Here is a 24,999-nt window from a genome sequence, read left to right on the forward strand (position 1 = left end):
GTTCTGTTTAATGAAAATTTACATTCAGAGCAACCACTTGCTTGCGAATTTTGACCGCTTTATGGAATTAAATTCTGTATCGATTGATCCATCCGAAGCGTTATTTCAATTTTGCCCCGGATTCGTTAGAAAACATGCGCAACGCCCTATGTTTGAATTGCTATGTCAGTGTTGTGGGGTTATTCAGGGCAACTTAATGGTTTTATTGTAGTTTCTGCCCTGCTTTCGTGCCTGTACTTCATACAACTAGCCCGGATTCTGTGCTTATAAAGCCGATAACCTTGCCGAGGAATTTTATTGGCTCTAACTAGAGGTGATACTGGAGTGTCGTCAGGCTTTGGCCTAACCAAAGGTCTACGCTTTAAAGCGGCGTGATTTTGCGGCGTTAACGATGACGACAAAGAGGGAGCGTCGGGTATGGGGGATAAGCAAGTTCTGGGGTTACCTGTCCAGAACATCGAGAAGTTCGCGGCCGCTAAGGGGCTGGTGGCCGCGCGTAACGCCCTTTCCGAGAAGTTGAAAGAAGCCAATCTTACCGCCGATAAGCGGTTGGCCTTACTCCGCAAGCTGTTTCAATCGGCTCAGGACCTGGGTTGCTCGCACACAACCGTGTTGATCGGCAGAATCCTCCTTGCCGCCAAGCGCGATGAGGCGAGCATTTATCGCGCAATCGGCATCGCTCATCTCAAGCTCGGCCACAACAAGCGGGCGGTTGCGGCCCTGGGGGCCGCTTATCAGCACGGTCGACTGCCGGACGTTCTGGTGGAGTTCGGTGCCGCCCTGAAAGCTATTGGTGGAAGCTCGTGGCCGGTTGAACAGATAGACAACGCGCTTGGGTTGAAACCAGGCGTCTGGCCACGTGCCATGGCGCTTCCTTTAACCTTGACCTACCTCGGTCGCGGCCAAGAAGCGGTCGACCATGTGGCAACCGCGACCAAGGCGGGCTGCGCGTGGCCGCAATTCGATGCGGCTGCCGCATGGGTTCTCGCCAAGCACCGCCTCCCCAAAGGCGTTGAGCACCTTGAAAAACTGATGGATCAACATCCCCTCTGGCCCTTGAAGCGCACAAGACCAAGGATGACCCAAGCACTGGTGATGGCAAATCGGCCGCGCCAGAGTGTGCACGTCGGCAAGCAGTATACGATCCAGCAGATTTTTGGCGGCGCGAATTTCGCGGCTCTTGTTCCGGGCAGAAAGTTGGCGATCAACTACGGTCTGATCGAATCGCTCCACGACAAACCCGACCTGCTCCGCGACAGAAAAATAGAAGTCGTTCTGGGCAACGCCATGGCGGAAGTGGATGAAGATATCGCCCGCCAGGCAAAAGAGCTTTGCGATCAGGTCGGCATTCCTTTGGTCAACGCCCCTGCATCGGTTCGCAACCTGCGCCGGGACGAAAACTATCGGCGCCTGAAGGATCGCAGCGATCTGTTGTTTCCAAAAACATTACGTTATAACATTGCTGATGCTGACTTAAAGGCATTGAAGACGAGAATCCTATCCGACTTCGCCTTCCCGCTGCTCGTTCGCCCCACCACATCGCAGTATGGCGGCGGCATGCACCTATGCGAGGGTCACGAGGCGCTGGACCAGGCCCTTGCAACCTTGGCAAAGCGCAGGATCTCACCGGAGATTTTCGCGATCGAGTTCCACGACGCCCAGAGGAACGAAAAGGGGCACTACAAGGTATACCGCTGCGCCTGGATCGACGGGGAACTGCTTCCGGTCAACTGCTTCTTCAACAACCATTGGAACACGCACGGCGAGAATGATCAGCAACGCTCGAGCCAGCTACGCGCCAGCACCTTGATCAACGATCCGGCATTCCATGCGGAAGAAGCCGCCTTCATGGCCGATGTCCGCGGCTATCTGGGCAAGGCAAATAGCGATGCGCTGATGGCCGCCTGCGAGGGTGTCGGCGTCGATATCTGCGGTATGGACTTCGGCTTGACCGAGGACGGACGCCCGTTGATCTTCGAGATCAATCCCAACATGCTGCTCTGGTGGTACCGGGTCGGGTTTCCGCACTTCTGGCCCGCAGCAGACCGCACAATCGAAGCGATTGAGGGTCTGCTGCTCCGACGGGCTGCGCGCGCCTGATAGCCGGCACCCGCCTGCCAGTGTTGTAGCCGTTACATCAAACCCGCTTCCTTGAAAGCCGCGATGCTGCCTGGGTGAAAGGGGATGGAACGCTGCCGCAGCAACATCGGCCGGTCCAGTCCCTGCATCGCCTTATGCACATCCCGCAGGGAATCAATATGTTCAATCAAGGCCGCCGTGATCGCCTTGGCCGTCACGTCATCCATCGAGGCATCCGCGGCGATCATCGCAGCCAGCGCCAAGGTCGGCGTATCCTTGTCCAACCAGTCATAGGCACTGGCCGGGATGGTTACCGATCCGATCCCCATCTTTTCGCCGACGGAGTCGATCACCGAGGCGGAAGGCGCCAGCAGGATAAGCTCACGCGCGCTGGCAACCTCCAGAATGGAAGAGTGCCCGACAAAGGGCGCATTCATAGCCATGTCAGCCTGACCATTGCGCAAAAGCTCGGCCGATTCACGGGACCCGGCAATCATAACCCGCCCGCCCCAAGATTCGATGTCTTCCGGCGCAATGCCATAGGCCTGCAGGACGTTGACAGCCAGATCGTGTGTAATGTTGCCCGGTTTGTTGAGCACCAGGCGCAACGGCGGGCGCTTGGCCTTCAAGTCCTCAAAGGAGGTGATCCCGTGTTCTTCCGCGAAAGCCTTCACGAGAATCGGTTGCAACGCCGAAAAATCATAGAGCACCGCCAAGGCGCGCAGGTGCTCCGAGGGCTGACTGAACGGGGCCGCTCCTTCGACCGCCTGGCGTGCCTCGGCGTCATGCAGAATTGCGATGTCCACCTTATCATCCGCCAGCAATGAAACATTCGCGTAGCCGCCGCCGGAGGTCTGGTAGGTCACCGTCGAACCCGGATATGCGGTTTTCATGGCGTTGTCGACGCCGACACCGATCAAGGACCAAAGCCCCCCCGCACTGGCGCCCGCCAAGACAAGGTTGTAGCTGACAGCCGCACTCCCGAGTGCCGGGATCATGGCGACCAAAGCTGCCATTATGAAAACCCTACGTCTCATCTACTCTCTCCCCTCCAAAAACCGCTCCAGTCCCCTCACGGAGACCCCCATTGTGAAAAATGGCATTACAGGACAAGAAGCAGCAACCCTGCCGCAATAAAGCAACAGGCCTGTTGCCATCGCAGCAAGGGCTTGGCCGCATAGCCCTCCACGGCCATCGCCAGCAATCCGACTACGCACAGACTGATCGTCACCGCGACCAGACTGTCCTGTAGGGTTGTCCGAAGCAACAAGCCGGGCAGTAACACGAACAAGAACGGGATCACGTAAGCCGAGATAGCCAGACGAACGGCGCCGCCAGCTATGCCGAATGGCCGCACACCGGCAATCGAGGCAGCGGCAAACGCGGCAACCGCGATGGGCGGCGTCATGGCCGACATGACCGCGAAGTATAGCAAGAAGAGGTGCCCGGCCAGCTCGCCGATCGCCAGCTGCGCAAGCACGGGACCCGCGACCGCCGCGGCCAGAAGATAGGCGCTTGGAACCGGCATACCCATGCCCAGTAACAAGGTGATGACGGCGCTGGCAGCCAGCGCGATCAGAAGTGAGTCGCCGTGAAACTGTAAGACCATGCCCGATAATTTGGCTGCGAGGCCGGTAATGGTCAGCCCACCAACAATCAGACCGGCCGCCGCGCAGGCACCCGCCACCGGCGCGGCGCGGCGCACCGCCTCACCCGGAATTTCAGCAAGAACCCGCAACCAGGACGACCATCCCACCATGCGAATTCCCACGAGTAGCAAAATTACCGACGCTCCTGCGCCCGCCAAAGCAGGGGTGTAACCTGAAAGCAGTAGCCAAGTAATGGCCAGCATTGGGAATAGCAGAGGCCAGCCGCGACGCAGGGTGCCGACCAAACCCGGCAGCTCATCCGGTGACAACCGGGGCAGATCGAGTTTGATCGCGCGCAGATGGAGTTGAAAATAAACCGCGCCATAGTAGAGAAGCGCGGGGACAGCCGCCGCCACTACGATCTCGACATACGAGATGCCCGTGATCTCGGCCATCAGAAACGCCGCCGATCCCATCACCGGCGGAAGCAAGCCGCCGCCGGTGGAGCCGGCCACCTCCACCGCGCCGGCCAGCTTTGCAGGATAGCCTCGACGCATCATCTCCGGGATCGTGATCGAGCCGGTGGTCACCACATCCGATGTGGGGCTTCCCGATACCGTGCCGAACAACCCGGAGGCTATGACCGAAACCTTGGCCAACCCTCCCTTTCCGCGACCGGCGACCATGGCGGCAAGATCGCAAAAAAACTCGCCGCCGCGCGCCCGGCTGAAAAGCAGGCCAAAAAAAATCAGCGCAAAGACGTAACTGGTAGCCACCCGCAGGGGCGCACCGAAGAGTCCATCGGTTGTGAAGACCGTCAGGTCCAACCAATCGCTGTAGGAAATAACGCCGTGATTGAACGGCGGCGCCAGATGATGCCCAAACACGTTGTAGAGGATAAGAACCAGGCAGAGCAGGACCAGAACCGGACCCACCGTGCGCCGGGTTACCTCAAGGGCCAACCCCACGACGAGACTGCCCGCCAGGACCTCGATCCGCGAGAGTGGATCCAACAAATTGATACGGTATATGAAGCTGTCGGCAGTCCCGGCAAAGTAGAGGCCAACAAGCAAGCTGGAAGTCGCCAGGGACCAATCCAGGGCGCTGGGTTCGTCTGGATCGGAACGGCTGGTTGCGCCGACGCTCAAAAACACCACGACCATGATTAGGGTTAAGAACACGATGGTCGCAACCAGAGGATCGCTTCGCGCCATTAGTACCGCATGAACAACCCAGGCGACCGTGGCCCAGCCCATCAGATGCACAACGACCGCCGGGAAGTTCCGCAATTGACGTTGGGGCCCCGGTTGGGGGAGCAGAAATTCAAGAATCATTGCCACCCCAACATACCTTCGGCCACCCCATTGGTTCGTTTGTTCCCGTGTTCGCTAAAGAACGTAACATTTTATCAAAATAAAAAAGAGTGTTATGGACCAAGAGGAAACCCGCCACTTTTAGATTGCTGCACCACAACGGTTGGTTCTCAGTTTGGGTCGGGCAAAGGAGCGGTTTTGACGGAAGCCTTGGGGAAGGGTTTGCTTGATGACGGCAAGGGTATGACGGGTTTGTCCCAGTCAGTTGGGCCGCTAGCACTACGCCGGCTGTCGCCGACGCTTGGACTGGAAATCACCGGGCAGGCGCTTAACGAGGCCGTCCGTTCCCTTTCGACAGAAACACTGAATGCCCTTCTTGCCGAGTATGGATTCCTTCTCTTCCCCGGCCAAACGCTTGACGAGGCGACACAAGCAGCTTTTGCCGCCTGCCTGGGAAAGGTTCGCTGCGAGGGTGCGACACCGCGCATTCGCTATGTCAGCAACCGTCCGGTTGACGATGCCGTCGCGATCCTGCCGAAGGGTGCGATGGATTTGCATGTTGATCAGTGTTTCGCCGAGCACCCCAACAAGGCGACGCTACTTTATGGTTTGGAGATACCTTCCAAGGGCGGCGCTACGCGTTTTGCCGATGCCGTTGCCGCCTATGCTGCATTACCGCAAGAGACTCAGGCGCTGTTATCGGGGCTTGATGTGCTTCAAGCTTATGGCGGCAGTGAAACGACCCGTACGGCGACTCTGGAAGCCAATACCGCTACATGGCGTCATCCCAGCGTGATCAAACACCCTGTCAGCGGCCATGCGTTGCTGTTCGTCAACCGCTTGATGACCCGCTCTTTCGTCGGTTTGCCGGAAGAAGATAGCAATGCCTTATTGGCAGAGCTTTTTTCCCACTTGGAGCAACCGCGCTTTCGTTACGATCACCATTGGCGGCAAGGCGACCTTCTGGTGTGGGACAATCTGCGCCTACAGCACGGACGGGCCGAGTTCGAAACTTCCCAGTCACGCGTATTACGTCGTTTGACGATTGAAGGCGGCAAAGTCGAACGCTTCGTTCAGGTCCCCGGTGATCAGGCCCCCGGTGAATTGACCGACATCAGCCAGCAACCCCAATCCTGAACGGCGCCGCGGCAAACATCACCGTAGCGATCCGCCAGCAACCTCGTCACCGGACCCGGCGCGCCTGCCGAGAGTGGTTTTCCGTCAAGACTGCTGATGGGCTCGATACCCGCGCCGGTACTGCTGAAAAAAGCTTCGTCGGCCGTGCGTAACGTCGCGACGTCGACCGGGCGCTCTTCGCAGGCTAAATTCAGGTCCCTCGCCGCGATGGACAGCAAGCTGTCGCGGGTGATGCCGTCAAGGATGTCGCTCTCCAGATCGGGCGTCACCAAACGACCTTCCCGGATCAGGAAGAGATTGGCAACCGGCCCTTCGGCAACATTGCCTGCCGCATTCAACATCACCGCACTGTCGAAGCCAGACTCGCGGGCCGTGAGAAGAGCCAGGCGGCTATTGTGATAGTTGGGAGCGCACTTGATCAGCGGCGGCATGACTTGGCGCGAGATACGGACCCAAGGGCTCAGGTGGCAGCGCCGCACCCGAGAACCGAGGTCGGGCTCGGGACGGCGGGCAGCGACGATGGCGATCGCTACCGGACTGTCATCAAGAAGGCGCCCATGCTCGCCGGACAAGAGGGCCGTGATCCGCAGATGGCAGTCCTCGTTTCCACCAAGCGCCTGGGCTGCCTCGACCAACCATCGCGACATCTGCGATTCCGGTGGCAATGGCGGAAAGCGCATCATCTCCGCCGAGCGAGCAAGGCGTTTCAGATGGTCACCAACCCGAAACAACGCGATGCTCTCCGATCCGGCGGCCGTTTGTCGGTAGCCACGCAATGTCTCGAAGACCGACAGACCGAAGGCGACCGCCGGCGAGGAGATCGCAACAGAAGCGGCGCCCGGCTGCTCGATGCGACCGTTTAGGGAGACAACCGTCTGCTCCACTACGCCCTTCTCTTTCATGCGTCCCCTGCCTCCTGCCATCCAACTGCGACCCGACTCAACATAGCAAATCTGACTGAAAAGGCCGATGAGGAGGCATCAAAAAAGCCGCCCGGAGGCGGCTCATTTGGGAAACTGGAGCGGGCGATGAGATTTGAACTCACGACCCCAACCTTGGCAAGGTTGTGCTCTACCCCTGAGCTACGCCCGCGTATCAGTTTCGCGGTGGGGGAGATAAAACCTTTCAGGGGGTTTGGCAAGGGGTAAAATCCCTTTTTCGGGATCACGGTCGTTCATCTCAGCGGTCGCAGAGGGGTTTCCTCTTGAGAGGCAGCCGCCTGGAAGTTAGCTTCGCAACTCGCATGAACCTTCCCAGGAACGGCAGATATTCCATGAGCGAGATTGACGCAATACTTGAAGACGGCCATCCGCCGCTAACGCCTGAACAGTTGCTGGAGCGCTTGGCTGCCATGAACGTCGCGCAAACGACCGTCGAGCATGCCCCGGTATTCACCGTCGAGGAAGCCCAAGCGCTGCGCGGCAACCTGCCGGGCGCGCATATCAAAAATTTGTTCCTGCGCAACAAGAAAGGCGCGATGTGGCTGGTTACCTGCCTGGAAGATCGAACCATCGACCTGAAGGCCTTGGGCGAACGACTCCAAGCGGGTCGTTTTTCCTTCGGCAGCGCGGAACGCCTGATGCGGTTCCTCGGGGTGCGTCCCGGCGCCGTGACGCCGTTGGCGGTGATCAATGATCGAACCTCTGCCGTCACCATGGTGTTGGATCGAGCGGTTCTTGAAGGGGAAATTGTCAATGCGCACCCGCTGGTCAATCATATGACGACCGCGATAGCGCCACAGGATTTGTTGCGGTTTCTGGAAGCCGTGGGGCACCCGCCCCAGCTCCTGGATTTTGAAGGGTCAGCGACGGAATAGACGAAAGCCAAGAGCGGGCCTGCTAAAGCCGGGCTTGCCATGGTTGATCGGAACGGCCATGTAACTTGGGAACGAAACGCGAGGCGTTGATGAACAGCACAACGCCCGGATCAGAAAGTCGGGAAAAGGGTATCGCCACAATGGAAGAGATTATCGGCAGCGCCGGTCCTGCGGCCAATGGAACGGGTCCAGGCAATGTCATCAAGGACATCAGCGAAAAGGATTTCATGGCCGAAGTCATCGAAGCATCGATGCAGCGGCCAATCATCGTTGATTTCTGGGCCCCGTGGTGCGGTCCTTGCAAACAGCTAACCCCCGCGCTGGAGAAGCTGGTTACGCAAGCCGGTGGCAAGGTCATGCTTGCCAAGGTCAATGTTGATGAGAACCAGGGCATTGCCCAACAGCTCCGAGTCCAGTCGATCCCGACGGTCTATGCCTTCTACCAGGGCCGCCCCCTAGATGGATTCCAAGGCGCCCTGCCTGAAAGCCAGCTTCGCCAGTTCATCCAGCAGGTCCTCGAGGCCGCCGGCGGCGGGGATGACGAAAACTCCATCGAGGCGCTCCTGGAACAGGCCGACGAGTTGATGCGACAGGGCCAACCGGAAGCCGCCGCTTCACTCTACGCCCAGGTGCTGGAACAGGACGCGGAGAACGCCAAGGCGTTATCCGGTGTTATCCGCGCCTACATCGGCGCCGGCGAGATGGAGGCGGCTAGGGCGGTCTTCGACGAGCTCAGCGAGGCCTTGAAGTTGCAGAGCGATATTCAGGGCGCTTTGGCCGCGCTCGAACTTGCCGAGCAGGCCGACGGTGCCGCCGCCAATCTGGCTGATCTCCAGGCCAAGATCGCACAGGATGCGAACGATCATCAGGCGCGCTTCGATCTGGCCATGGCCCTGAACGCCACGGGTCAGCGTGAAGAAGCCGCGGACGCGCTGTTGGAAGTCATCCGGCGCCAACGCGCCTGGAACGACGAAGCAGCCCGCAAGCAGCTGGTGCAGTTCTTCGAGGCCTGGGGTCCGACCGACCCGGTGACCGTTCAGGCTCGTAAAAAACTGTCGTCGCTGCTTTTCTCGTGATCAACCGGCCCTATCTCTCATAGGTATGAGCGAAAATCCTTTCGATCCGACCTTCGACGAGTTGCCGGAAATTCTGCCGATCTTTCCGTTGACCGGGGTTCTGCTGTTGCCCCGCGCTGAATTGCCGCTGAACATCTTCGAGCCGCGCTACCTGGCCATGGTCGATCAGGCCTTGGCCGGTCGGCGCTTGATCGGGATGATCCAGCCCAGTTTGGAAACAAAGGGACTGCAAATGGGATCGGCCCCCTGCTTTCCCTTGGGCTGCGTCGGTCGTATCGTGTCCTTCGCGGAAACAGAGGACGGCCGCTATCTCATAACCTTGAAGGGCATGCTCCGCTTCAAGGTCGGCGAGGAGTTGTCCTTGGAGAAGGGTTTCCGCCGCGTGCGGCCGGATTACTCCGAGTTCCGCGACGACCTTGAAAGGCCGGAAGTCCTGGAGGACTTTTTTGACCGGGATCGCTTGCTGACGGCCCTGCGCGCCTATTTTAGCGTCAAACGAATCCGAGCGGACTGGGAAGCCATCGAACAGGCGCCGGGCGAGCGTTTGATCACCTCGCTCGCCATGGCTTGTCCTTTCGAGGCATTGGAGAAGCAGGCGCTGCTGATGGCGCCCAACCTCTCGACACGGGCCGAGACCTTGATAAAACTATTGGAGCTGGATGCCTCCAGCGCCCAAGAGACGCAAGGCGGCGCCAAACCAAGGCATTGAGCGGGCCGGTTTCCGCGAAGAAGAAAGGCAGCAAGGTCATGACAAAGGTCGATCCAAAGCTTTTGGAGCTTCTGGTTTGCCCGGTAACCAAGGGTCCCCTCGACTACGACGCAGCAGCCAATGAACTGGTCAGCCGTCAGGCGGGGCTCGCTTATCCGATTCGCAACGGCATTCCCATCATGCTACCGGACGAAGCCCGGTCGCTGGATAAGGAGACTTGAGCCTCATGAGCAACGACGCGGCGTCCAGCGACGGAACCTGGGAGAGCAACCACTGGCCGACGGAGATTTCCTACGCCAAGGCAACCAAACACCTGAAGATCACCTTCGATAACGGCGTGACGTTCGACTACCCGGCCGAATTGCTGCGCGTCGAAAGCCCGTCGGCGGAGGTCCAGGGCCACGGCCCCTCGCAGAAGAAGACCGTCCCCGGCCGCCGCCACGTCGGCATCATGGCGATCGAGCCGGTCGGCAACTATGCGGTGCGTCTGCGCTTTGACGACCTGCACGACACCGGCATCTTTTCATGGAAGTACCTCTATGACCTTGGCGAGCGGCAAGACGAGATCTGGCAGGCCTACCTGGCCGACCTGGAGAAGAAGGGCCTCAGCCGCGACCCTTGATAACTTGATGCCACGTTAAGTGACGCAACTGTCGAATTTGCGGTATGCGAGTCGGTTTCTAGCAAGACAGCGGCTTACATCCTGTCAGGCTTTCCCGGATATTGATGGGAATAGCTATGGCAGGGAGAACGATCGTCATGGCGCCAGATACGATCATACCGGCGGGTGCGGCCCGCAGTCTTTCATCTCGTAGCATCTCTACGCATCTGGCCGCCCGCACGGCGCCGCCAACCCTCAGCGACTGCGAAGGGCAGGTCGACATGAAGCGCCTGCGCGCCTATCGCCTCGACCGTTTGAGGGCGCAGCTTCGGGCCCACGACGTGGCGGGCATCGTGCTCTATGACCCGATCAACATCCGCTATGCCACCGGCAGCCGCAACATGGCGGTCTGGACCCTGCACAATGCGTCGCGCTACTGCTTCGTGCCTACCGAAGGTCCGATCGTGCTGTTCGAGTTCCACAACGGCGAGCATCTGTCGGAAGGCCTGGAAACCATTGCCGAAGTGCGTCCCGCCCAAGCCTGGTACTTCTTTGGCGCCGGCCCCCGCATGAACGAGAAGGCCGCCATCTGGGCCACCGAGATTGCCGATCTGGTGAAGGCGACCGGCGGCGGCAACAGACGTTTGGCGGCAGACCACTGCGACATCGCGGGTATCCGCGCGCTGGAAGTTCACGGCATCGAAATCTGTGATGGCCAGGCAATTTGCGAACTGGCGCGCTGCATCAAGTCGGCGGATGAAATCGCGTTGATGAACCATTCTATTTCGGTCTGCGAGGCCGGGATGGCGAAGATGCGCGAGGAACTCAAGCCCGGCATGACCGAGAACGAGCTTTGGGCACATCTGCATCACGTCAATATCGCGCGCGGCGGAGAGTGGATCGAGACCCGTCTTCTGGCCTCGGGAGGCCGGACCAACCCCTGGTTCCACGAGTGCTCCGACCGGATCATTCGCGCAGGTGAGCTGGTCGCTTTCGACACTGATTTGATCGGCCCCTTCGGTTACTGCTCCGACCTATCGCGCACCTACTACTGCGGCCACGGCAAGCCAAGCGGCGAACAGCAAGAGCTATACCGCCTAGCCCATGAACAGATTGAGACGAACATGCAGCTCATCCGGCCCGGTATTTCGTTTCGTGAACTAGCCGAGACCGCCTTCAAGCTGCCGGATCGTTATCTGCCAGGTCGCTACTCCGTGATCTTTCATGGCGTCGGCTTCTGTGACGAGTACCCGCACTGTGCCTATCTGGAGGATATCGACGCCCACGGTTACGACGGCGTCCTGGAGGCCGGCATGACCATCTGCGTGGAAAGCTACATCGGTGCTGAGGGCGGCAACGAGGGCGTAAAGCTGGAAGATCAGGTCCTGATAACGGCAAGCGGCGTCGAGCGTCTCTCCACCTTCCCGTATGAGGAAGCCTTGCTGGGCCGGGAGATTTAGCGCAAGGACGCCGATCCCATGTCAGCCGCAGCCTTCGACACGATTCCCCAAGTGGACATTTCGCCACTCTTTGGGCGCCTAAGCGCCGCGCGCGATGTCGTTGACCGGGCCATCGACCGGGCCTGCCGGGAGATCGGGTTTCTTGTTGTTACGGGTTTGCCGGACGAGGCCCTGCTTTCCCCGGAACGCCGGGCGTCCCTGCTGCGGCTCTTTTCGATCCCGCCGGACGCGCAACGGCGACTCTGGCGACGCAAGTTCGCGCCCGAGGCCCGAACGCTCTATAGAGGGTACTTCCCGTTGCAGAAAGGCGTTGCCGCCTACAAGGAGGGAATCGACCTCGGTCCTGACCCGGCACCCGCTAAGCGACACCCCTTGATTGAGGAAAACCCCTGGCCGACCGAGGACGACCTACCGGGCTGGCGCGCCGATGTTCTCGCCTATCGCAAGGCCATGGAAGGGGTCGGGACAGCCCTGCTGCAGTCCCTCGCCCGGGCTTTGGGTCTGGCCGAGGACCACTTCGCCCAGGCCTTCGACCAAGGAAACGGGACCTTGCGTCTGTTGCACTATCCGCCGCGCAGTGCGGAATCCTACATCGGACTAGACCGGCCCTACCGCGACCATCAGGGCGCCCGCTATCCCATCATGACACGGGAGCACAGTGATTCCGGTTGCTTGACCCTGTTGGCCCAATTGGACCAACCGGGACTGCAGGCGGAGAATGGCGCGGGCCAGTGGATTGATGTCCCCTGTTTGCCGGACAGCCTGGCGATCAACCTGGGTGACCTGATGGAACGCTGGAGCGCCGGCCGCTACCGCGCTACCCGCCATCGGGTCCTGGCGCTTCAAGGCGGTTCTCGTTACTCGTTGCCCTTCTTCTTCGAACCAGCGGTCGATGCCGTGATCGAACCCTTGCCCGGCACCGGAAGCGTAGCCTATCCGGCAGTCGTCTATGGCGACTACCTGATCGAAAAGGTCAAAGCCTTTCCCGAGTTTTCGGATTTCCTGGCCTAGCGCCGCTACAAGGGTTGGCCCTTGATCAATCGCGGCAAATCGCCTTCCAGGCCCATGGCGTGACGCATGAAGAGACGTTTGAGCGGCGGAATTCGTTGAACCGCCGCCAGCCCCAGATCACGGGCAAGGCGAACCGGGGCAATATCGTTGGAAAATAAACGATTGAGCGCATCGGTGACGGCAACCAGCGCCAGACCATCGAAGTGCCGCCATTGCGGGTAGCGTTCCAGAACAGTTGCCGCACCGACGTCAAGTCCAAGGCGCGCCGCATCCACCAGCACCTCAGACAAGGCCGCGACATCACGCAGCCCCAGATTGAGTCCCTGTCCGGCAATCGGGTGAATCCCGTGGGCGGCGTCACCAACCAAAGCCAGTCGATTATCGATGTATCGGTCCGCCAGCAGCAGAGAGAGTGGATAAGACCAGCGCGGGCCGACCGCCTTGAGGGTCCCCAGGCTATCACCGAAACGACGGGCGATCTCTTTTGAAAAGTCGGCTTCGGGTAAAGCCATCAGATGATCGACCAGACTGCGCTTCTCCGTCCAGACGATGGAGGAGCGGTGGTTGCCCTCGGCGTCGTCTGTCAACGGCAGCATCGCAAAAGGACCGGAAGGCAGGAAATTTTCGTGCGCCACGCCCTCGTGCGGCAGGCTGTGCTCAACCGTACAGACGATGCCGCTCTGGGGATAATCCCAGCGTGTTACCTCGATACGCGCCTCGTCGCGCAAACGCGCATTGCGGCCTTCGGCTGAAACCGCCAGACGAGCGGTGACCCGACGGCCGTCACCCAGCGTCGCCTCCACGGCATGTGCACCACGCTCCAGGCTTTCCAGCGTGCAGGGAGCAAGCAGTGTCATCCCTTCGCGCGGCAACGCGCCGAAAAGCCCGCGACGGATCGCTCTATTTTCGACGATGTAGCCAAGCGGCTGATCGCCAACCTCCCGATGATCATAGTGCAGGAAAAGCGGCGACGGCTGCTCTCCCACCCGCGCATCGGAAACCCGAATATCCAGAATGGGCGCCGCCGCCGGCGCCATCGCGCCCCAAAGATCCAACACCTGCAGCATCTGCTTCGTGCCCCTGGCAATGGCACTAGCCCGACCGTCAAAGGTGTTGTCCTGCATTTTCGCCGGATCGGCGCGGTCCAACACAACTGCGGATAATCCTGCACCCGCCAAAGCATGACCAAGTGTCAGGCCGACCAACCCGCCGCCGATGATCAACACATCACACTCAAGATTTGGGTTCTTCTTCATTCCGTAAAGATCGACCGCCGAGCGCGCGCTGTCCAGCCCCCGGATCAGCCCCCGGATCACTCCATGGGGCGACGCGGCTTAGATTCTATATCTGCATAATTTTTATGCAGTATTTTGTTATTGATTATTATTTAGGCATATAGCCCATAAAGCTCTTTGTGTTTGATGAACCATTCATGCTGCACCTGCGAAGTAGCTGTTTGATTCGCCGTCCTGATTCGAGAAGTCCGCAATTTTGGCATGAAACTTGCTTGTTATTTGACAGGGCCCGGCTGTCGCCGGTCTTGGGGAGAATGAACTCTTGCTACCAACAACACGGGGGTACCCAGCCATGAAGCTGGTAATGGCCATCATAAAACCCTTCAAACTCGACGAAGTCCGAGAAGCGTTGACAGGCGTCGGTGTCGAGGGTCTGACCGTCAGCGAGGTCAAGGGATACGGCCGTCAGAAGGGGCAAACTGAAATTTACCGCGGCGCCGAATACGCCGTCAATTTCTTGCCGAAAGTGAAAATCGAGATCGCGGTTGATGACCCGCTCGTCGAGAAGGTCGTCGAGACAATCCAAGTTGCCGCCAATACCGGGCGCATTGGTGACGGCAAAATCTTCGTTCTGGATCTGAATCACGCCGTGCGCATTCGCACCGGCGAAACCGATAGCGCGGCTCTTTGAGGAGGACTTGGAACATGACACGCACCTTAATCAGGAAATCCCTCTCCATCGCAGGTCTTGCTGCCTTGGGTGGGGTCTTGCTCGTATCTCCGGCCGCCGCCGAGGTTTCCGAGGAAGTCACCTACGTTTTCAACACCACACTGTTTCTGATCGGCGGCTTCCTGGTTATGTGGATGGCTGCCGGCTTCGCCATGCTGGAAGCGGGCCTGGTCCGCACGAAGAACGTGGCCATGCAGAGCCTGAAGAACATCACGCTCTACTCCATAGCTTGCCTGACCTACATGCTGATCGGCTACAACCTCATGTATCCGGGCGACGCCTGGATGAGTCAGGGCTGGCTGGGCGCCTTTAGTGTCACGTCGCTGCCGGGCCACGAAGGCGAAGACATCACTTATGCTTCCGTCGGCTCGGATTTCTTCTTCCAGTTGGTTTTCTGCGCAACCACGGCCTCCATTGTTTCCGGCACGCTGGCCGAGCGCATCAAGCTGTGGCCTTTCCTAGCCTTCACGGTGCTGCTGACCGCCTTTATCTACCCGATCCAGGGTTCCTGGAAATGGGGCGGCGGTTGGCTCGATGCGCTGGGCTTCAACGATTTCGCGGGCTCAACCATCGTGCACTCCGCCGGCGGCTGGGCGGCCCTGATCGGCGCCGTGATCTTGGGTGCGCGCAAGGGCAAATACGGCGCCGATGGGCGCATACACCCGATGCCGGGCTCCAACCTGACTCTGGCGACCTTGGGTACCTTCATCCTCTGGCTCGGCTGGTTCGGGTTCAATGGCGCTTCACAGCTTGCCCTGGGATCCCTGGGTGACGCCTCCGACGTAGCGCGCATCTTCGCCAACACCAACACTGCGGCCGCCGGCGGCGCGATCACAGCGTTGATCCTGACCCAAGTCATCTACAAGAAGGCGGATCTGACGATGGTCCTGAACGGGGCGCTTGCTGGCTTGGTTTCGATCACCGCGGAACCGCTGACTCCAACGCTGGTCGAATCCATGATGATTGGCGCGGTGGGCGGCGTCATCGTGGTGTTCGTTGTCCCCCTTCTCGACAAGATCCGGATTGACGATGTCGTCGGTGCGATCCCGGTGCACCTCTGCGCCGGTATCTGGGGCACGTTGGCGGTTCCTCTCACCAATGGTGATGCTTCATTCAGCGCCCAGATCATCGGCATTCTGGCCATCGGCATCTTCGTCTCGGTTGCTAGCGCAATCTTCTGGCTCCTTATCAAAGCCTTCATTGGTCTGCGCGTGAGCGAAGAAGAAGAAGACATGGGGCTCGACAAGGCCGAACTGGGCATGGAGGCCTACCCCGAGTTCGGGCGCGGCTCCCAAACCTTCTAAGGACAGAGCAGTCCTCAAACCGTTCCCGGCGGATGTTCCTCCGCTAACCTCGGCCCGGAAGCTTCGGCTTCCGGGCTTTTTTTATTAAGTTCCCACTATGTTCTGATTTCGAGATTCGATTCGCCTCCCGAGTCGCGCCCGAGTCGTTTTCGAGTTGCAAAGGGCAGATTGGCAGACGCCATTTCACTCTGGTAAGACAAGTATTGCGGCCATGAATTCACAAGCCCACTACATCTTGCGGATTTTCTTCCAGCCGTCCAAACTGCTTATCAATCGAAGCTGCTTGTCCGTCTTAAGACATAACGTTAAGATTGTTCTTGTTTTAGCCTATTTCCGACCGAACCGCTGGGCTTTGGCTGTTCAGGCTTGATGAATATGGCGCGGGGTTAAAGGGAACTGCCAACGATGACATCTTTTGCGGCTGCAGGTAGGAGCGCCCTCGGCAGCTTCCATCCGTTCTTGCGGTTGGAACGCCTGTTGCGCGACCACCCTGCCGGCGACCACGGGCTCCCGGGCGTCAAGGGACCGATACAGCTACAAGTCGGCGACCCCAAGAATGCGCCGCCGGCATTCCTGCAGGAGTGCTTGCAAAAAAACGCGGCGGGCTGGGGCTCCTATCCGCCGCCGCGCGGTACGGCCGACTATAGGGAAGCTGCAGCGGACTGGCTGACCAACCGCTTTGCCCTGCCGGCCAATTTCATCGATCCGGACCGCAACATCCTGCCTGTACCGGGCACCCGCGAAGGCCTGTTTTTCACGATCATGATGGCCATTCCCGGCCCCGGCGAAGGCGAAAAGCGAAAGGTTCTTTTGCCCAGTCCCTTCTTTCACGTCTACGCCGGCGCCACGGCGGCGGCTGGAGGCGAGCCTGTTTTTGTCCCTGCGCGGGCTGAAACCGGGTTCATGCCCGACTACGCCGCCTTGCCCAAGGAGGTGTTGGAGAAGGCGGCGCTGGCGATCCTTTGCTCACCGTCCAACCCACAAGGCGCGATTGCCGATGCAGCGCAGATGCGCGCCGTCGTCACCCTGGCCCGGCAGCATGATTTCCTCGCCATATTCGACGAGTGCTACTCCGAGATTTATCTGGACCAACCGCCGCCAGGCGCGCTCCAATCGGCTGCCGAGTTTGGCTCACTCGACAATCTGGTGGTGTTCCACTCCCTTTCGAAGCGTTCCAGCGCGCCGGGTCTGCGGTGCGGTTTCGTCGCAGGAGATGCCCGCTGGATTGACCGGGTGGATGGTGCAATGCGCTTTGGCGGTGCAGGCGTCCCCTTACCGGCACTGGCGGCCGGGGCCAGCCTGTGGCGCGACGAGGTGCACGTGGAGCACAATCGTGACTATTACCGCGAGAGCTTCGTTATGGCCGAGCGTTTGCTCGGCAATCGATTGGGTTATCGGCGCCCAGGAGGCGGTTTTTTTCTTTGGCTCGACGTCGGGGACGGAGAAGCCGCAACGGTGAAGCTTTGGAAGGAGGCCGGTATTCGGGTCCTTCCCGGCGCCTACATGAGTGCGGAGGACGAACGGGGAGATAACCCCGGAGCGCCGTACATCCGCGTGGCCCTGGTCTACGATGCGGCCTTCAACGAAGCCGCTCTACGCCTATTGCTGGACACCTTGGAAGTATGAGACACAACCGCCACGCAGATAGTGCCTTGCAGGGCAACGAAGCTCCAACCATGCTGGGGGAGGAGGCATGTCGGTGAGAGATTCTACAGCCGGACGCGGTGCGAGCCGCCTGTTACCGGAGAATGCGAGCGCATTTCTGCGCAACCGCGCAATCGAGTTGCTCGGGGTGCTTTTGTTTGCCCTCGGACCGGCCCTGATCGCCGCCAGCATCAGTTACAACCCCAACGACCCGTCTCTCAACCGCGCAACGACGACCGAAGCTACAAACCTGCTGGGCCTGCCGGGTGCCTATGCTGCCGATCTTCTGCTGCAAAGCCTGGGGCTCGCCACTTTGGTTCTGGCGGTCATCTTCATGACCTGGGGTTATCGGATTCTGCGCGATCACACGCTCGAACGGATGTGGCTGCGGCTGACGTTGCTGCCTATCGGTCTATTGTGCATTGCCATGGCGATGGAGACGCTGCCTCGGCCCGAAGGTTGGCCTTTCCCCTCGAATTTGGGTGGGTTCTCGGGCGCGCTGTTGGCCAGCGCTCTCAAAGGCACCTTCGGACTGGCGCTTTGGCTGTTGGGGTTGATCGGCCTTGTATTGGGTCTGTGTCTGCTGGGCTTTTGTTTGGCGCTGACAGGTCGTGACTGGCGCGCACTGGGGCGCGGCGCCACCTGGCTGTTCCCACGCCGGCAGGTGGATGCTAAGGGCAAGAAGTCCCGTCCGGAGCCAAAATCTGCCCGTAAATCTGAAGCTAGAGCCAGCGCCGGAAACAAGGCCAGTGAAAGCGCGGGCGGTCTTTCTTTCCCCTCTTTCCTGACCGAACGTCCCTCCATGCCGCGGCTGCCGTCTCTTGCCGGTTTCTGGGCGCGCTTCAAGCCGCTTACGGGATCTGACGGCGAGGACGAGGAGGATGCATCGCCGCGTAGCGATCGCGTGGAGCCGCGACTGGATACCGGCAAGCGTGGCGATGACGGCCCCCGAAAACCCGCTGCCCGCGGTAGTGCCGCCAAGGGCCCGACGGATATCCCGAGCAAGCCTGAGGAGAAGAAAGCCCCGCGGCAAACCGCGGCGCAGAAACAGGGCAGCCTAAAACTCGGCAACCCTGGCGACTACGCGGGACCTGACTTGGAGCTGTTGCGAACGCCGCCGCCAGAGGTTGTCAACGCCGAGCATAGCAACGACGCCCTGGAAAAGAACGCCCGCCTGCTGGAAGGCGTGCTGCAGGACTTCGGCGTCAAAGGCGAGATCGTGAAGGTGCGGCCAGGACCCGTGGTTACGCGATATGAACTGGAGCCTGCGCCTGGAACCAAGACAAGCCGGGTCATCGGTCTGGCGGATGACATCGCCCGTTCGATGAGCGCCTTGTCGGTGCGTGTGGCGGTCGTCCCGGGCTCCAGCGTGATCGGCATCGAGCTCCCCAACAAAAAGCGCGACACCGTTTGGCTCCGCGAGGTGCTGGCCTCCGACATTTACCAGGATACGCGGGCAAAGCTGCCATTGGTGCTTGGCAAGGACATTGGCGGACAGCCGCTCGTCGCCGATCTGGCCCGCATGCCGCACTTGCTGGTCGCAGGCACCACCGGATCGGGCAAGTCGGTCTCGGTCAATGCGATGATCCTCAGCCTGCTCTACCGCCTATCGCCCGAGCAATGCCGTTTCATCATGGTCGACCCGAAGATGCTCGAATTGTCGGTCTATGACGGAATCCCGCACTTGCTCTCGCCGGTAGTCACCGATCCGCGCAAGGCGGTCGTCGCCTTGAAATGGGCCGTTCGCGAAATGGAGCAGCGTTATCAAGCCATGTCGAGGCTCGGTGTGCGCTCTATCGAGGGTTACAACCAGCGGGTCGACGAAGCCCAACGGAAGGGTGAGGTGCTGACGCGCAAGGTGCAAACCGGCTTCGATCCGGACACTGGCCAGCCGATCTACGAGGAACAACCGTTCGATCTGACGGCACTGCCTTTCATCGTGGTGATCGTCGACGAAATGGCCGACCTGATGCTGGTCGCCGGCAAAGATGTGGAGGGTGCGATCCAGCGCTTGGCGCAGATGGCGCGTGCGGCGGGCATCCACCTCATCATGGCAACGCAGCGCCCGTCGGTCGATGTCATCACCGGCACGATCAAGGCCAACTTCCCTACACGCATCTCGTTCCACGTCACCTCCAAGATCGACAGCCGTACGATCTTGGGCGAGATGGGTGCGGAGCAGTTGCTGGGCCAGGGCGATATGCTCTACATGGCGCACGGTGGCCGCATCACGCGCGTTCATGGACCGCTTGTCACCGACGAGGAGGTCGAGCGCGTCGTCAATCACCTCCGCGATCTGGGTGAGCCGGAGTACCTCGAATCGGTCACCGATGAATCGGAGGTCGGCGGCGACATCCTGATGCCCGGTGGCGATGGTGGAGGCATCAACGGAGGCGGCAGCGGCGACGAGCTTTACGATCAGGCGGTAGCCTTGGTGTTGCGCGAACGTAAGGCTTCAACTTCCTTCGTCCAGCGCCACCTGCAGATCGGCTACAACCGGGCTGCACGTTTGATTGAACGCATGGAACAGGAAGGCTTGGTCAGCAAGGCCAACCATGTTGGTAAGCGTGAAATTCTGGTTGGTGGAGACGGCTGAGCGACACACGCCAGACCGGCAGCCAAGAAACCCGTCATAGAATTGCCATGCTTGTCGCCTAGTAACGGCGATCTGGCGTACCGGCCTTGTCAGGCAAGATAAGCAACACCATTGTCTTGGCACGACCACTGCCGCGGCTTTCACCCTCAAATCATGCAAAACATGGCGAAGGCAAACATGAAAAGATTTCAGATCACCCGACTGCGTCTATTGCCTCTACTGCTGTTAGGCGCGCTGCTGGCCGCCGGCCTCCCGGCGAAAGCGCAGAACGCTTCGCCCAACCTGGGTGATTTCAAGACCAGTGGTATCGACGGCGCCGACAAGGGATCGGAGGCCGCGCGGCTGCTCGGGAAAATCGAAGCATATCTCAACGGGATCGACACGATCACGGCGCGTTATGCCCAGCTCGCGTCCAACGGCGCCTACGCGGAGGGCATGCTGCACCTGGATCGGCCAGGCAAGATGCGCTTTGAGTATGATGCGCCGCACCCCATCGTCATGATATCCGACGGTGATGTACTTTTTTACTACGACCGGGACTTGGAAGAAGCGACACGCATCGATGTCGAGCAAACTCCTATCTGGTTCTTGCTGCGGGAACAGGTATCCTTCGATCAACCCTTACGTATCGTCGAATTGAAGCGGCGCGGCGGCACGGTTCTGGTGTCGCTCGTTGAAGAAGATAAGCTTGATCAGGGAACCGTGACCCTGCAGTTCAATGAGAATCCACTCAGTCTTCAACGCTGGCAGATCGTTGACGCACAGGGAATGATTATTCAGATCACGCTCTTGGATCCGCGCTTCAACGACCCGATTCCCGACAAGGCGTTCGATTTCAGCGAGTACACGCTGCCGCTCAGCGGCAGCGCGTCGGACCGTTGACCGGTCTCACGATCATCCCGTAAACGGCCGCGCCAAAAGACCCAGCAAAGATCGCTCGGGCCGTGCTTCGACGCCGATTACCATGTCGGTTTGTCGATGATTGCGGCTGAAGGACGCAAATAGACGATCCCAGAAGCTAAAGAGCGTACCGTAGTTCGAATCGGTGTCCTTGCGCACCGCATGGTGATGCACCCAGTGAATTGAAGGCGTTACGAACACCTTGGACAACGGCTTCTCGACTGCCGCCGGCAGGCGGAGGTTGGAGTGGTGAAATATCGCGGCGCAAAGCACCACCACCTCGAACACGACCACGGATGTAAAAGGCATGCCGAGCAGAATGATGACGCCCGCACGGGCCAGCGCCGACAGCACAACCTCGCCGAAATGGAAACGCAACGCCGAAGTGGTGTCCAAAAAGCGATCCAGGTGATGCACCTCGTGGAACCGCCAGAGGAACCCCACGACGTGATTGGCCCGGTGCCACCAGTAGATCAGGAAATCGAGCAGGATAAGATCGAAAGCCAGACCTAAGGCGCCGCTCCACCAATCCGGTCTCCAATTGAGTATCTGGCCGCTTGCCCAAAGTGAAAGCGGCAGGACGATCAGGGGCGACAGTCCGACATTGACCAGCCAGAGAGACGCATTGCGCGCCAACCGCAGCCAACTGGATCGTGCCGTTGCCGCCCCCAGTTCCGGCGGCAGAGGCGCTGCAGGATAGAGCCGTTCGGCCACGAAAAAAGCCCCCAGCCAAAGTGCGACGATCAGTCCCTTGTATGTCAGAAGTTCTTCGATCGCGTTTTCCATAGCGCGTGATATGCCGCGCCTTGAAGGCGAAGGCAATACACAAGCCCGTGCTAGGGGTCGCTCATAAACTCTACCGGATGCTAACGCTCTTGCGCTTTGTCAGGTTCAGCGCTAGCTATCGGGTATGACAGAAAAGCACCCCCTCATTGGCGTTCCGGCCTGCGTCCGGTCCATGGATCAAATGCCGTTCCATGTGGTGGGCGACAAGTACGTGCGCGCCGTCAGTCTTGGTGCAAAGGGGATTCCCGTCGTCTTCCCAGCGCTGGGTGACCTTATTCCACTCGCTGAGATGATTGATCGTCTGGACGGCATAATGCTGACCGGCAGCCCATCAAATGTTCACCCTACGCGTTATGGCCAGACCCCTACACCGGAAGCCGAGCCCCATGACGAGTGGCGCGACGAAACGACGCTACCCCTGATCGAGCTGGCGCTGGAGCATGGCGTACCCCTGTTTGCAATCTGCCGCGGTTATCAGGAGCTTAATGTCGCCCTTGGTGGGACACTCTATCCAAGGGTTCATGAGCTTGAAGGCCGTCTGGATCACCGGGCGCCCAAGGTCGAGGATATGGATGTCAAGTATGGGCCGCGCCATTCCGTTGATCTGACACCCGGCGGCGAACTTGAGAAAATACTTGGTGTCCGAAGGATTGAGATCAATTCGCTTCACTGGCAGGCCATCGATCAGGTCGCGGACCGTTTGGCCATTGAGGCGATCGCGCCAGACGGCACGTACGAGGCGGTGAGCGTCAAGGGCGCCAGCCCTTTTGCGCTCGGCGTGCAGTGGCATCCGGAATACAAGGTCCGGGAGAACCCCGCTTCACTGAAAATGTTCGAGGCCTTCGGCGACGCCGCCCGGCAACGTGCGGAAGCCAGGGCGCAGGGCCGCCTGGCCTTGGCCGTCTGAGCTTTGGTTCGTCGTTTCGGCTCTGCATGCCCGCCAAGGCAGCTATTCGTGAGATGCATACGATTGTGCGCCGCACCCTATTGCAAGATACATTCTGCGACCTAGATTCATACTCATGAGTGAAAGCCGCAACGGTGAGTAACGCATAAGAGGGAAGTTCCGTGTTCCCCTGCCGGAACTCCCAGCTCTTAGGAGCTCAAACGAGAACGCCCGGATCTCCTCCCCCCGAGCCGGGCGTTCTTTTTTGCCTGAAATCCGCCCCCACCTTGATCGCGAAGCATCGTCACAAGGTTCGGCTTGCCCGGACCCCACCTAGGGCGGCAGACTGCGCGCCCAACGTTTGACGGGCTTGGATTCGTCCTGCCGACCCGCGCACCGGAGAGGATACAGCATGAGCGCCCTTACCCTTGCCACCTGGAACGTCAATTCCCTGCGCCAACGCCTGGACGGTCTGGCGCGGCTTGTGGAAGAAAAGGGCCCCGATGTTCTGTGCCTGCAGGAGACCAAGGTTCGTGACGAGGAGTTTCCCGCCGAAGAAATCAAGGCGATGGGTTTCACGCATCAGGTTATCATTGGACAGAAAAGCTACAACGGCGTTGCGGTTCTTTCTCGCCGCCCGTTCAAGGCCGTGGGAGAGCGGCGTGCGTGGTGGGGCAAGGACGACTGCCGCCATGCATCCGTTGAGTTGGATGGCGGCCTTGAGATTCATAACTTTTACGCTCCTTCGGGCGGCCCGACGCCCGACCCGGAAAAGAATGAGAAGTTTGCGCACAAGCTAGGGTTCTATGACGAGATGGCGCAGTGGGCGGCAGATCGGAAAAACGACGATCGACCCATGATCCTGGTTGGCGACTTGAACATCGCGCCGTGGGAAAATGACGTTTGGAACCACAAAAAGTTACTGCGCAGCGTCGGCCATACACCGACGGAAACCGAACGCTTCCAGCAATTGTTGGCCTCAGGCGCGCTCACCGATGTGGGTCGGCGCTTTGTCCCCGAGGATAAGCCGCTTTACAGCTGGTGGGGTTACCGCTTCGCTCAGTCTTTTGAGAAGGACTATGGATGGCGCTTGGACCATGTCCTTGCCAACGCGGCAGGAAACGCGGCGATCGCCGGCTATGAGGTCTTCCGGGATACCCGCACCTGGGAGAAACCCTCGGACCACGTACCGGTCATCGTCAAGGTCGCGTAACGCGACGCAGTGTGAGGTTGATCCGGCCGCCGTCGGGAAACAGTGGCCCGGTCAACAACCGGCTGGAGCCCCCCAGAATACGGTCTATACCATGGTAGGACAGCCGCGCAGGCCCCGCCATCACCAACACATCGCCTGAGCGCAGCTTAACGACGCTCGAAGGCCCTTGCCGATCCGCTGCGATCCGAAACAGGCCGGTATCCCCCAAAGAGATCGAAACGACGGGCGCGGCAAGCTCTTCCTCGTCCCGGTCCTGATGCAACCCCATGCGCGCGCCGGGCCGATAGTAGTTGATGAGGCAGGCCTCCGGCGGATGAGAATATTCTGCGACCGAAGACCAGACATCCAGCACCGTTTGCGGGATTGGCGGCCAGCGCCGTCCGGTGTTCGGGTGACAAGCCTGATAACGATAGCCGCCTTGGCGGTCCGATAACCAGCCCAGGGGGCCTGTGTTGGTCATGCAGACCGAGAAGCTCTTGCCGCTGCGGGGCATCACCGGTGTAAAAAACGGCGCTTCCTGCAGCACGGACGCTATAGCGGCGACCAAAGTCCGCTGCTGCTCACCGCAAAGAAACTCCGGGAAATAGCCAACACCCCCGATCACCCTGTTTCCTCTCCCTTTCGGGAGCGGCCGCGACGCCGCAACAAAAAATAAACTACCCCGCCCGCAAGCGCGACATAGCTGCCCAAACGAGACAGAATCACACTGTCGAGCAGCAGTTCGCCGGCCAACATCATCAAGACGCCTATCACCGCTATTGCAACCAACAACAAGGCTGTGCGCTGTCGTGGCGCGTCTGCTTGCTCTTTCTTCTCGTTGTCCACCGCGGGTCGGCTCCTTAGGTTTTGTGACTTTCTAGACTGGCGTTTCGGCGCGCCGCGACATAAAAACCCTGCATGTCAAACGGTTTCAA

Annotated in this window: 23 protein-coding genes and 1 tRNA gene; 16 read left to right on the forward strand and 8 right to left on the reverse strand. The window is 59.7% G+C overall.

Annotated elements, in window-relative coordinates; all coding sequences use genetic code 11:
• The first annotated feature begins 417 nt into the window (after positions 1–417).
• Positions 418–2,100: a hypothetical protein gene (locus tag ABIE63_RS04040; RefSeq protein WP_354503029.1), complete on the forward strand. Its 1,683-nt coding sequence runs from the start codon at positions 418–420 to the stop codon at positions 2,098–2,100.
• A gap of 32 nt (positions 2,101–2,132) precedes the next feature.
• Here the strand turns inward: ABIE63_RS04040 and ABIE63_RS04045 are convergent, their stop codons facing one another.
• Both ABIE63_RS04045 and ABIE63_RS04050 read right to left on the reverse strand, forming a co-directional pair.
• Entirely contained in the window at positions 2,133–3,116 is a 984-nt protein-coding gene (locus tag ABIE63_RS04045; RefSeq protein WP_354503031.1) for a TAXI family TRAP transporter solute-binding subunit, read from the reverse strand.
• Between the two features lie 65 nt (positions 3,117–3,181).
• A complete protein-coding gene (locus tag ABIE63_RS04050) occupies positions 3,182–5,002 on the reverse strand; it encodes a TRAP transporter fused permease subunit (protein ID WP_354503034.1) in 1,821 nt (606 codons plus the stop codon).
• Between the two features lie 177 nt (positions 5,003–5,179).
• Between ABIE63_RS04050 and ABIE63_RS04055 the strand changes: the two genes are divergently transcribed.
• Positions 5,180–6,118 (forward strand): TauD/TfdA family dioxygenase, encoded by a 939-nt coding sequence (locus ABIE63_RS04055; protein ID WP_354503036.1) that lies wholly within the window; start codon positions 5,180–5,182, stop codon positions 6,116–6,118.
• Here ABIE63_RS04055 and ABIE63_RS04060 read toward each other — a convergent pair.
• Together ABIE63_RS04060 and ABIE63_RS04065 are read right to left on the reverse strand one after the other, a co-directional pair.
• Positions 6,070–7,020, reverse strand: a complete 951-nt coding sequence (locus ABIE63_RS04060; RefSeq protein WP_354503039.1) for an aminotransferase class IV — start codon at positions 7,018–7,020, stop codon at positions 6,070–6,072. The genes ABIE63_RS04055 and ABIE63_RS04060 overlap by 49 nt on opposite strands.
• 115 nt (positions 7,021–7,135) lie before the next feature.
• A tRNA-Gly gene (locus ABIE63_RS04065) sits at positions 7,136–7,210 on the reverse strand.
• Positions 7,211–7,391: 181 nt separating this feature from the next.
• Here ABIE63_RS04065 and ABIE63_RS04070 point away from each other — a divergent pair.
• From ABIE63_RS04070 to ABIE63_RS04100, 7 genes are all read left to right on the forward strand, one after another.
• Positions 7,392–7,934, forward strand: coding sequence for a prolyl-tRNA synthetase associated domain-containing protein (locus ABIE63_RS04070; RefSeq protein WP_183414670.1), 543 nt, complete (start codon positions 7,392–7,394; stop codon positions 7,932–7,934).
• A gap of 89 nt (positions 7,935–8,023) precedes the next feature.
• Positions 8,024–9,010, forward strand: coding sequence for a thioredoxin (trxA, locus tag ABIE63_RS04075; RefSeq protein WP_354503041.1), 987 nt, complete (start codon positions 8,024–8,026; stop codon positions 9,008–9,010).
• Between the two features lie 25 nt (positions 9,011–9,035).
• A complete protein-coding gene (locus ABIE63_RS04080) occupies positions 9,036–9,719 on the forward strand; it encodes an LON peptidase substrate-binding domain-containing protein (protein ID WP_354503043.1) in 684 nt (227 codons plus the stop codon).
• 38 nt (positions 9,720–9,757) lie between these two features.
• Positions 9,758–9,940 (forward strand): Trm112 family protein, encoded by a 183-nt coding sequence (locus tag ABIE63_RS04085; RefSeq protein WP_183414672.1) that lies wholly within the window; start codon positions 9,758–9,760, stop codon positions 9,938–9,940.
• 5 nt (positions 9,941–9,945) lie between these two features.
• Positions 9,946–10,341, forward strand: a complete 396-nt coding sequence (locus ABIE63_RS04090) for a gamma-butyrobetaine hydroxylase-like domain-containing protein (protein ID WP_183414673.1) — start codon at positions 9,946–9,948, stop codon at positions 10,339–10,341.
• A 137-nt stretch (positions 10,342–10,478) separates the two neighbouring features.
• Positions 10,479–11,780, forward strand: coding sequence for a Xaa-Pro peptidase family protein (locus tag ABIE63_RS04095; protein ID WP_354503046.1), 1,302 nt, complete (start codon positions 10,479–10,481; stop codon positions 11,778–11,780).
• Positions 11,781–11,798: 18 nt separating this feature from the next.
• Positions 11,799–12,791: a 2OG-Fe(II) oxygenase family protein gene (locus tag ABIE63_RS04100; RefSeq protein ID WP_354503049.1), complete on the forward strand. Its 993-nt coding sequence runs from the start codon at positions 11,799–11,801 to the stop codon at positions 12,789–12,791.
• A 5-nt stretch (positions 12,792–12,796) separates the two neighbouring features.
• On the opposite strand, the gene ABIE63_RS04105 is transcribed toward ABIE63_RS04100, so the two are convergent.
• Positions 12,797–14,047, reverse strand: coding sequence for a UbiH/UbiF/VisC/COQ6 family ubiquinone biosynthesis hydroxylase (locus ABIE63_RS04105; protein ID WP_354503051.1), 1,251 nt, complete (start codon positions 14,045–14,047; stop codon positions 12,797–12,799).
• A gap of 331 nt (positions 14,048–14,378) precedes the next feature.
• Here ABIE63_RS04105 and ABIE63_RS04110 point away from each other — a divergent pair, with 331 nt between their 5' ends.
• The 5 genes from ABIE63_RS04110 to ABIE63_RS04130 all read left to right on the forward strand — a co-directional run bounded on the left by ABIE63_RS04110 (position 14,379) and on the right by ABIE63_RS04130 (position 21,182).
• Positions 14,379–14,717 (forward strand): P-II family nitrogen regulator, encoded by a 339-nt coding sequence (locus ABIE63_RS04110; protein WP_183414677.1) that lies wholly within the window; start codon positions 14,379–14,381, stop codon positions 14,715–14,717.
• Positions 14,718–14,731: 14 nt separating this feature from the next.
• Complete coding sequence (locus tag ABIE63_RS04115) at positions 14,732–16,060, forward strand: ammonium transporter (RefSeq protein ID WP_354503053.1); 1,329 nt, start codon at positions 14,732–14,734, stop codon at positions 16,058–16,060.
• A gap of 405 nt (positions 16,061–16,465) precedes the next feature.
• Positions 16,466–17,686, forward strand: a complete 1,221-nt coding sequence (locus ABIE63_RS04120; protein WP_354503055.1) for an aminotransferase class I/II-fold pyridoxal phosphate-dependent enzyme — start codon at positions 16,466–16,468, stop codon at positions 17,684–17,686.
• 73 nt (positions 17,687–17,759) lie between these two features.
• On the forward strand, positions 17,760–20,300 hold the full coding sequence (locus ABIE63_RS04125) for a DNA translocase FtsK 4TM domain-containing protein (protein WP_354503057.1): 2,541 nt from the start codon (positions 17,760–17,762) through the stop codon (positions 20,298–20,300).
• Between the two features lie 177 nt (positions 20,301–20,477).
• Positions 20,478–21,182 carry an outer membrane lipoprotein carrier protein LolA gene (locus tag ABIE63_RS04130; protein ID WP_183414681.1) on the forward strand — a complete coding sequence of 235 codons (705 nt, stop codon included), beginning with the start codon at positions 20,478–20,480 and terminating at the stop codon, positions 21,180–21,182.
• A 12-nt stretch (positions 21,183–21,194) separates the two neighbouring features.
• Here the strand turns inward: ABIE63_RS04130 and ABIE63_RS04135 are convergent, their stop codons facing one another.
• Positions 21,195–21,986 (reverse strand): sterol desaturase family protein, encoded by a 792-nt coding sequence (locus tag ABIE63_RS04135; protein WP_354503060.1) that lies wholly within the window; start codon positions 21,984–21,986, stop codon positions 21,195–21,197.
• A 124-nt stretch (positions 21,987–22,110) separates the two neighbouring features.
• Between ABIE63_RS04135 and ABIE63_RS04140 the strand changes: the two genes are divergently transcribed.
• On the forward strand, positions 22,111–22,893 hold the full coding sequence (locus tag ABIE63_RS04140) for a gamma-glutamyl-gamma-aminobutyrate hydrolase family protein (RefSeq protein WP_354503063.1): 783 nt from the start codon (positions 22,111–22,113) through the stop codon (positions 22,891–22,893).
• Positions 22,894–23,284: 391 nt separating this feature from the next.
• Positions 23,285–24,085, forward strand: a complete 801-nt coding sequence (gene xth, locus ABIE63_RS04145) for an exodeoxyribonuclease III (RefSeq protein WP_354503065.1) — start codon at positions 23,285–23,287, stop codon at positions 24,083–24,085.
• Here the strand turns inward: xth and ABIE63_RS04150 are convergent.
• The gene (locus tag ABIE63_RS04150; RefSeq protein WP_354503067.1) at positions 24,072–24,689 is read right to left on the reverse strand and encodes an alpha-ketoglutarate-dependent dioxygenase AlkB; all 618 of its coding nucleotides are present in this window, start codon (positions 24,687–24,689) and stop codon (positions 24,072–24,074) included. The genes xth and ABIE63_RS04150 overlap by 14 nt on opposite strands.
• Positions 24,686–24,910 carry a DUF3040 domain-containing protein gene (locus tag ABIE63_RS04155; protein ID WP_354503069.1) on the reverse strand — a complete coding sequence of 75 codons (225 nt, stop codon included), beginning with the start codon at positions 24,908–24,910 and terminating at the stop codon, positions 24,686–24,688. The genes ABIE63_RS04150 and ABIE63_RS04155 overlap by 4 nt, the downstream gene beginning before the upstream one ends.
• Positions 24,911–24,999 lie beyond the last annotated feature (89 nt).

Source organism: Limibacillus sp. MBR-115 (assembly GCF_040549425.1).
GTDB classification, from domain to species: domain Bacteria; phylum Pseudomonadota; class Alphaproteobacteria; order Kiloniellales; family CECT-8803; genus Limibacillus; species Limibacillus halophilus.

Coding starts and splice junctions, on each gene's coding strand:
- ABIE63_RS04095 (WP_354503046.1), top strand. CDS start 10,479: ATGGCGCCAGATACGATCATACCGGCGGGTGCGGCCCGCAGTCTTTCA.
- ABIE63_RS04045 (WP_354503031.1), bottom strand. CDS start 3,116: ATGAGACGTAGGGTTTTCATAATGGCAGCTTTGGTCGCCATGATCCCG.
- ABIE63_RS04135 (WP_354503060.1), bottom strand. CDS start 21,986: ATGGAAAACGCGATCGAAGAACTTCTGACATACAAGGGACTGATCGTC.
- xth (WP_354503065.1), top strand. CDS start 23,285: ATGAGCGCCCTTACCCTTGCCACCTGGAACGTCAATTCCCTGCGCCAA.
- ABIE63_RS04140 (WP_354503063.1), top strand. CDS start 22,111: ATGACAGAAAAGCACCCCCTCATTGGCGTTCCGGCCTGCGTCCGGTCC.
- ABIE63_RS04130 (WP_183414681.1), top strand. CDS start 20,478: ATGAAAAGATTTCAGATCACCCGACTGCGTCTATTGCCTCTACTGCTG.
- ABIE63_RS04090 (WP_183414673.1), top strand. CDS start 9,946: ATGAGCAACGACGCGGCGTCCAGCGACGGAACCTGGGAGAGCAACCAC.
- ABIE63_RS04115 (WP_354503053.1), top strand. CDS start 14,732: ATGACACGCACCTTAATCAGGAAATCCCTCTCCATCGCAGGTCTTGCT.
- ABIE63_RS04070 (WP_183414670.1), top strand. CDS start 7,392: ATGAGCGAGATTGACGCAATACTTGAAGACGGCCATCCGCCGCTAACG.
- ABIE63_RS04100 (WP_354503049.1), top strand. CDS start 11,799: ATGTCAGCCGCAGCCTTCGACACGATTCCCCAAGTGGACATTTCGCCA.
- ABIE63_RS04080 (WP_354503043.1), top strand. CDS start 9,036: ATGAGCGAAAATCCTTTCGATCCGACCTTCGACGAGTTGCCGGAAATT.
- ABIE63_RS04050 (WP_354503034.1), bottom strand. CDS start 5,002: ATGATTCTTGAATTTCTGCTCCCCCAACCGGGGCCCCAACGTCAATTG.
- trxA (WP_354503041.1), top strand. CDS start 8,024: ATGAACAGCACAACGCCCGGATCAGAAAGTCGGGAAAAGGGTATCGCC.
- ABIE63_RS04060 (WP_354503039.1), bottom strand. CDS start 7,020: ATGAAAGAGAAGGGCGTAGTGGAGCAGACGGTTGTCTCCCTAAACGGT.
- ABIE63_RS04085 (WP_183414672.1), top strand. CDS start 9,758: ATGACAAAGGTCGATCCAAAGCTTTTGGAGCTTCTGGTTTGCCCGGTA.
- ABIE63_RS04040 (WP_354503029.1), top strand. CDS start 418: ATGGGGGATAAGCAAGTTCTGGGGTTACCTGTCCAGAACATCGAGAAG.
- ABIE63_RS04110 (WP_183414677.1), top strand. CDS start 14,379: ATGAAGCTGGTAATGGCCATCATAAAACCCTTCAAACTCGACGAAGTC.
- ABIE63_RS04105 (WP_354503051.1), bottom strand. CDS start 14,047: ATGAAGAAGAACCCAAATCTTGAGTGTGATGTGTTGATCATCGGCGGC.
- ABIE63_RS04120 (WP_354503055.1), top strand. CDS start 16,466: ATGACATCTTTTGCGGCTGCAGGTAGGAGCGCCCTCGGCAGCTTCCAT.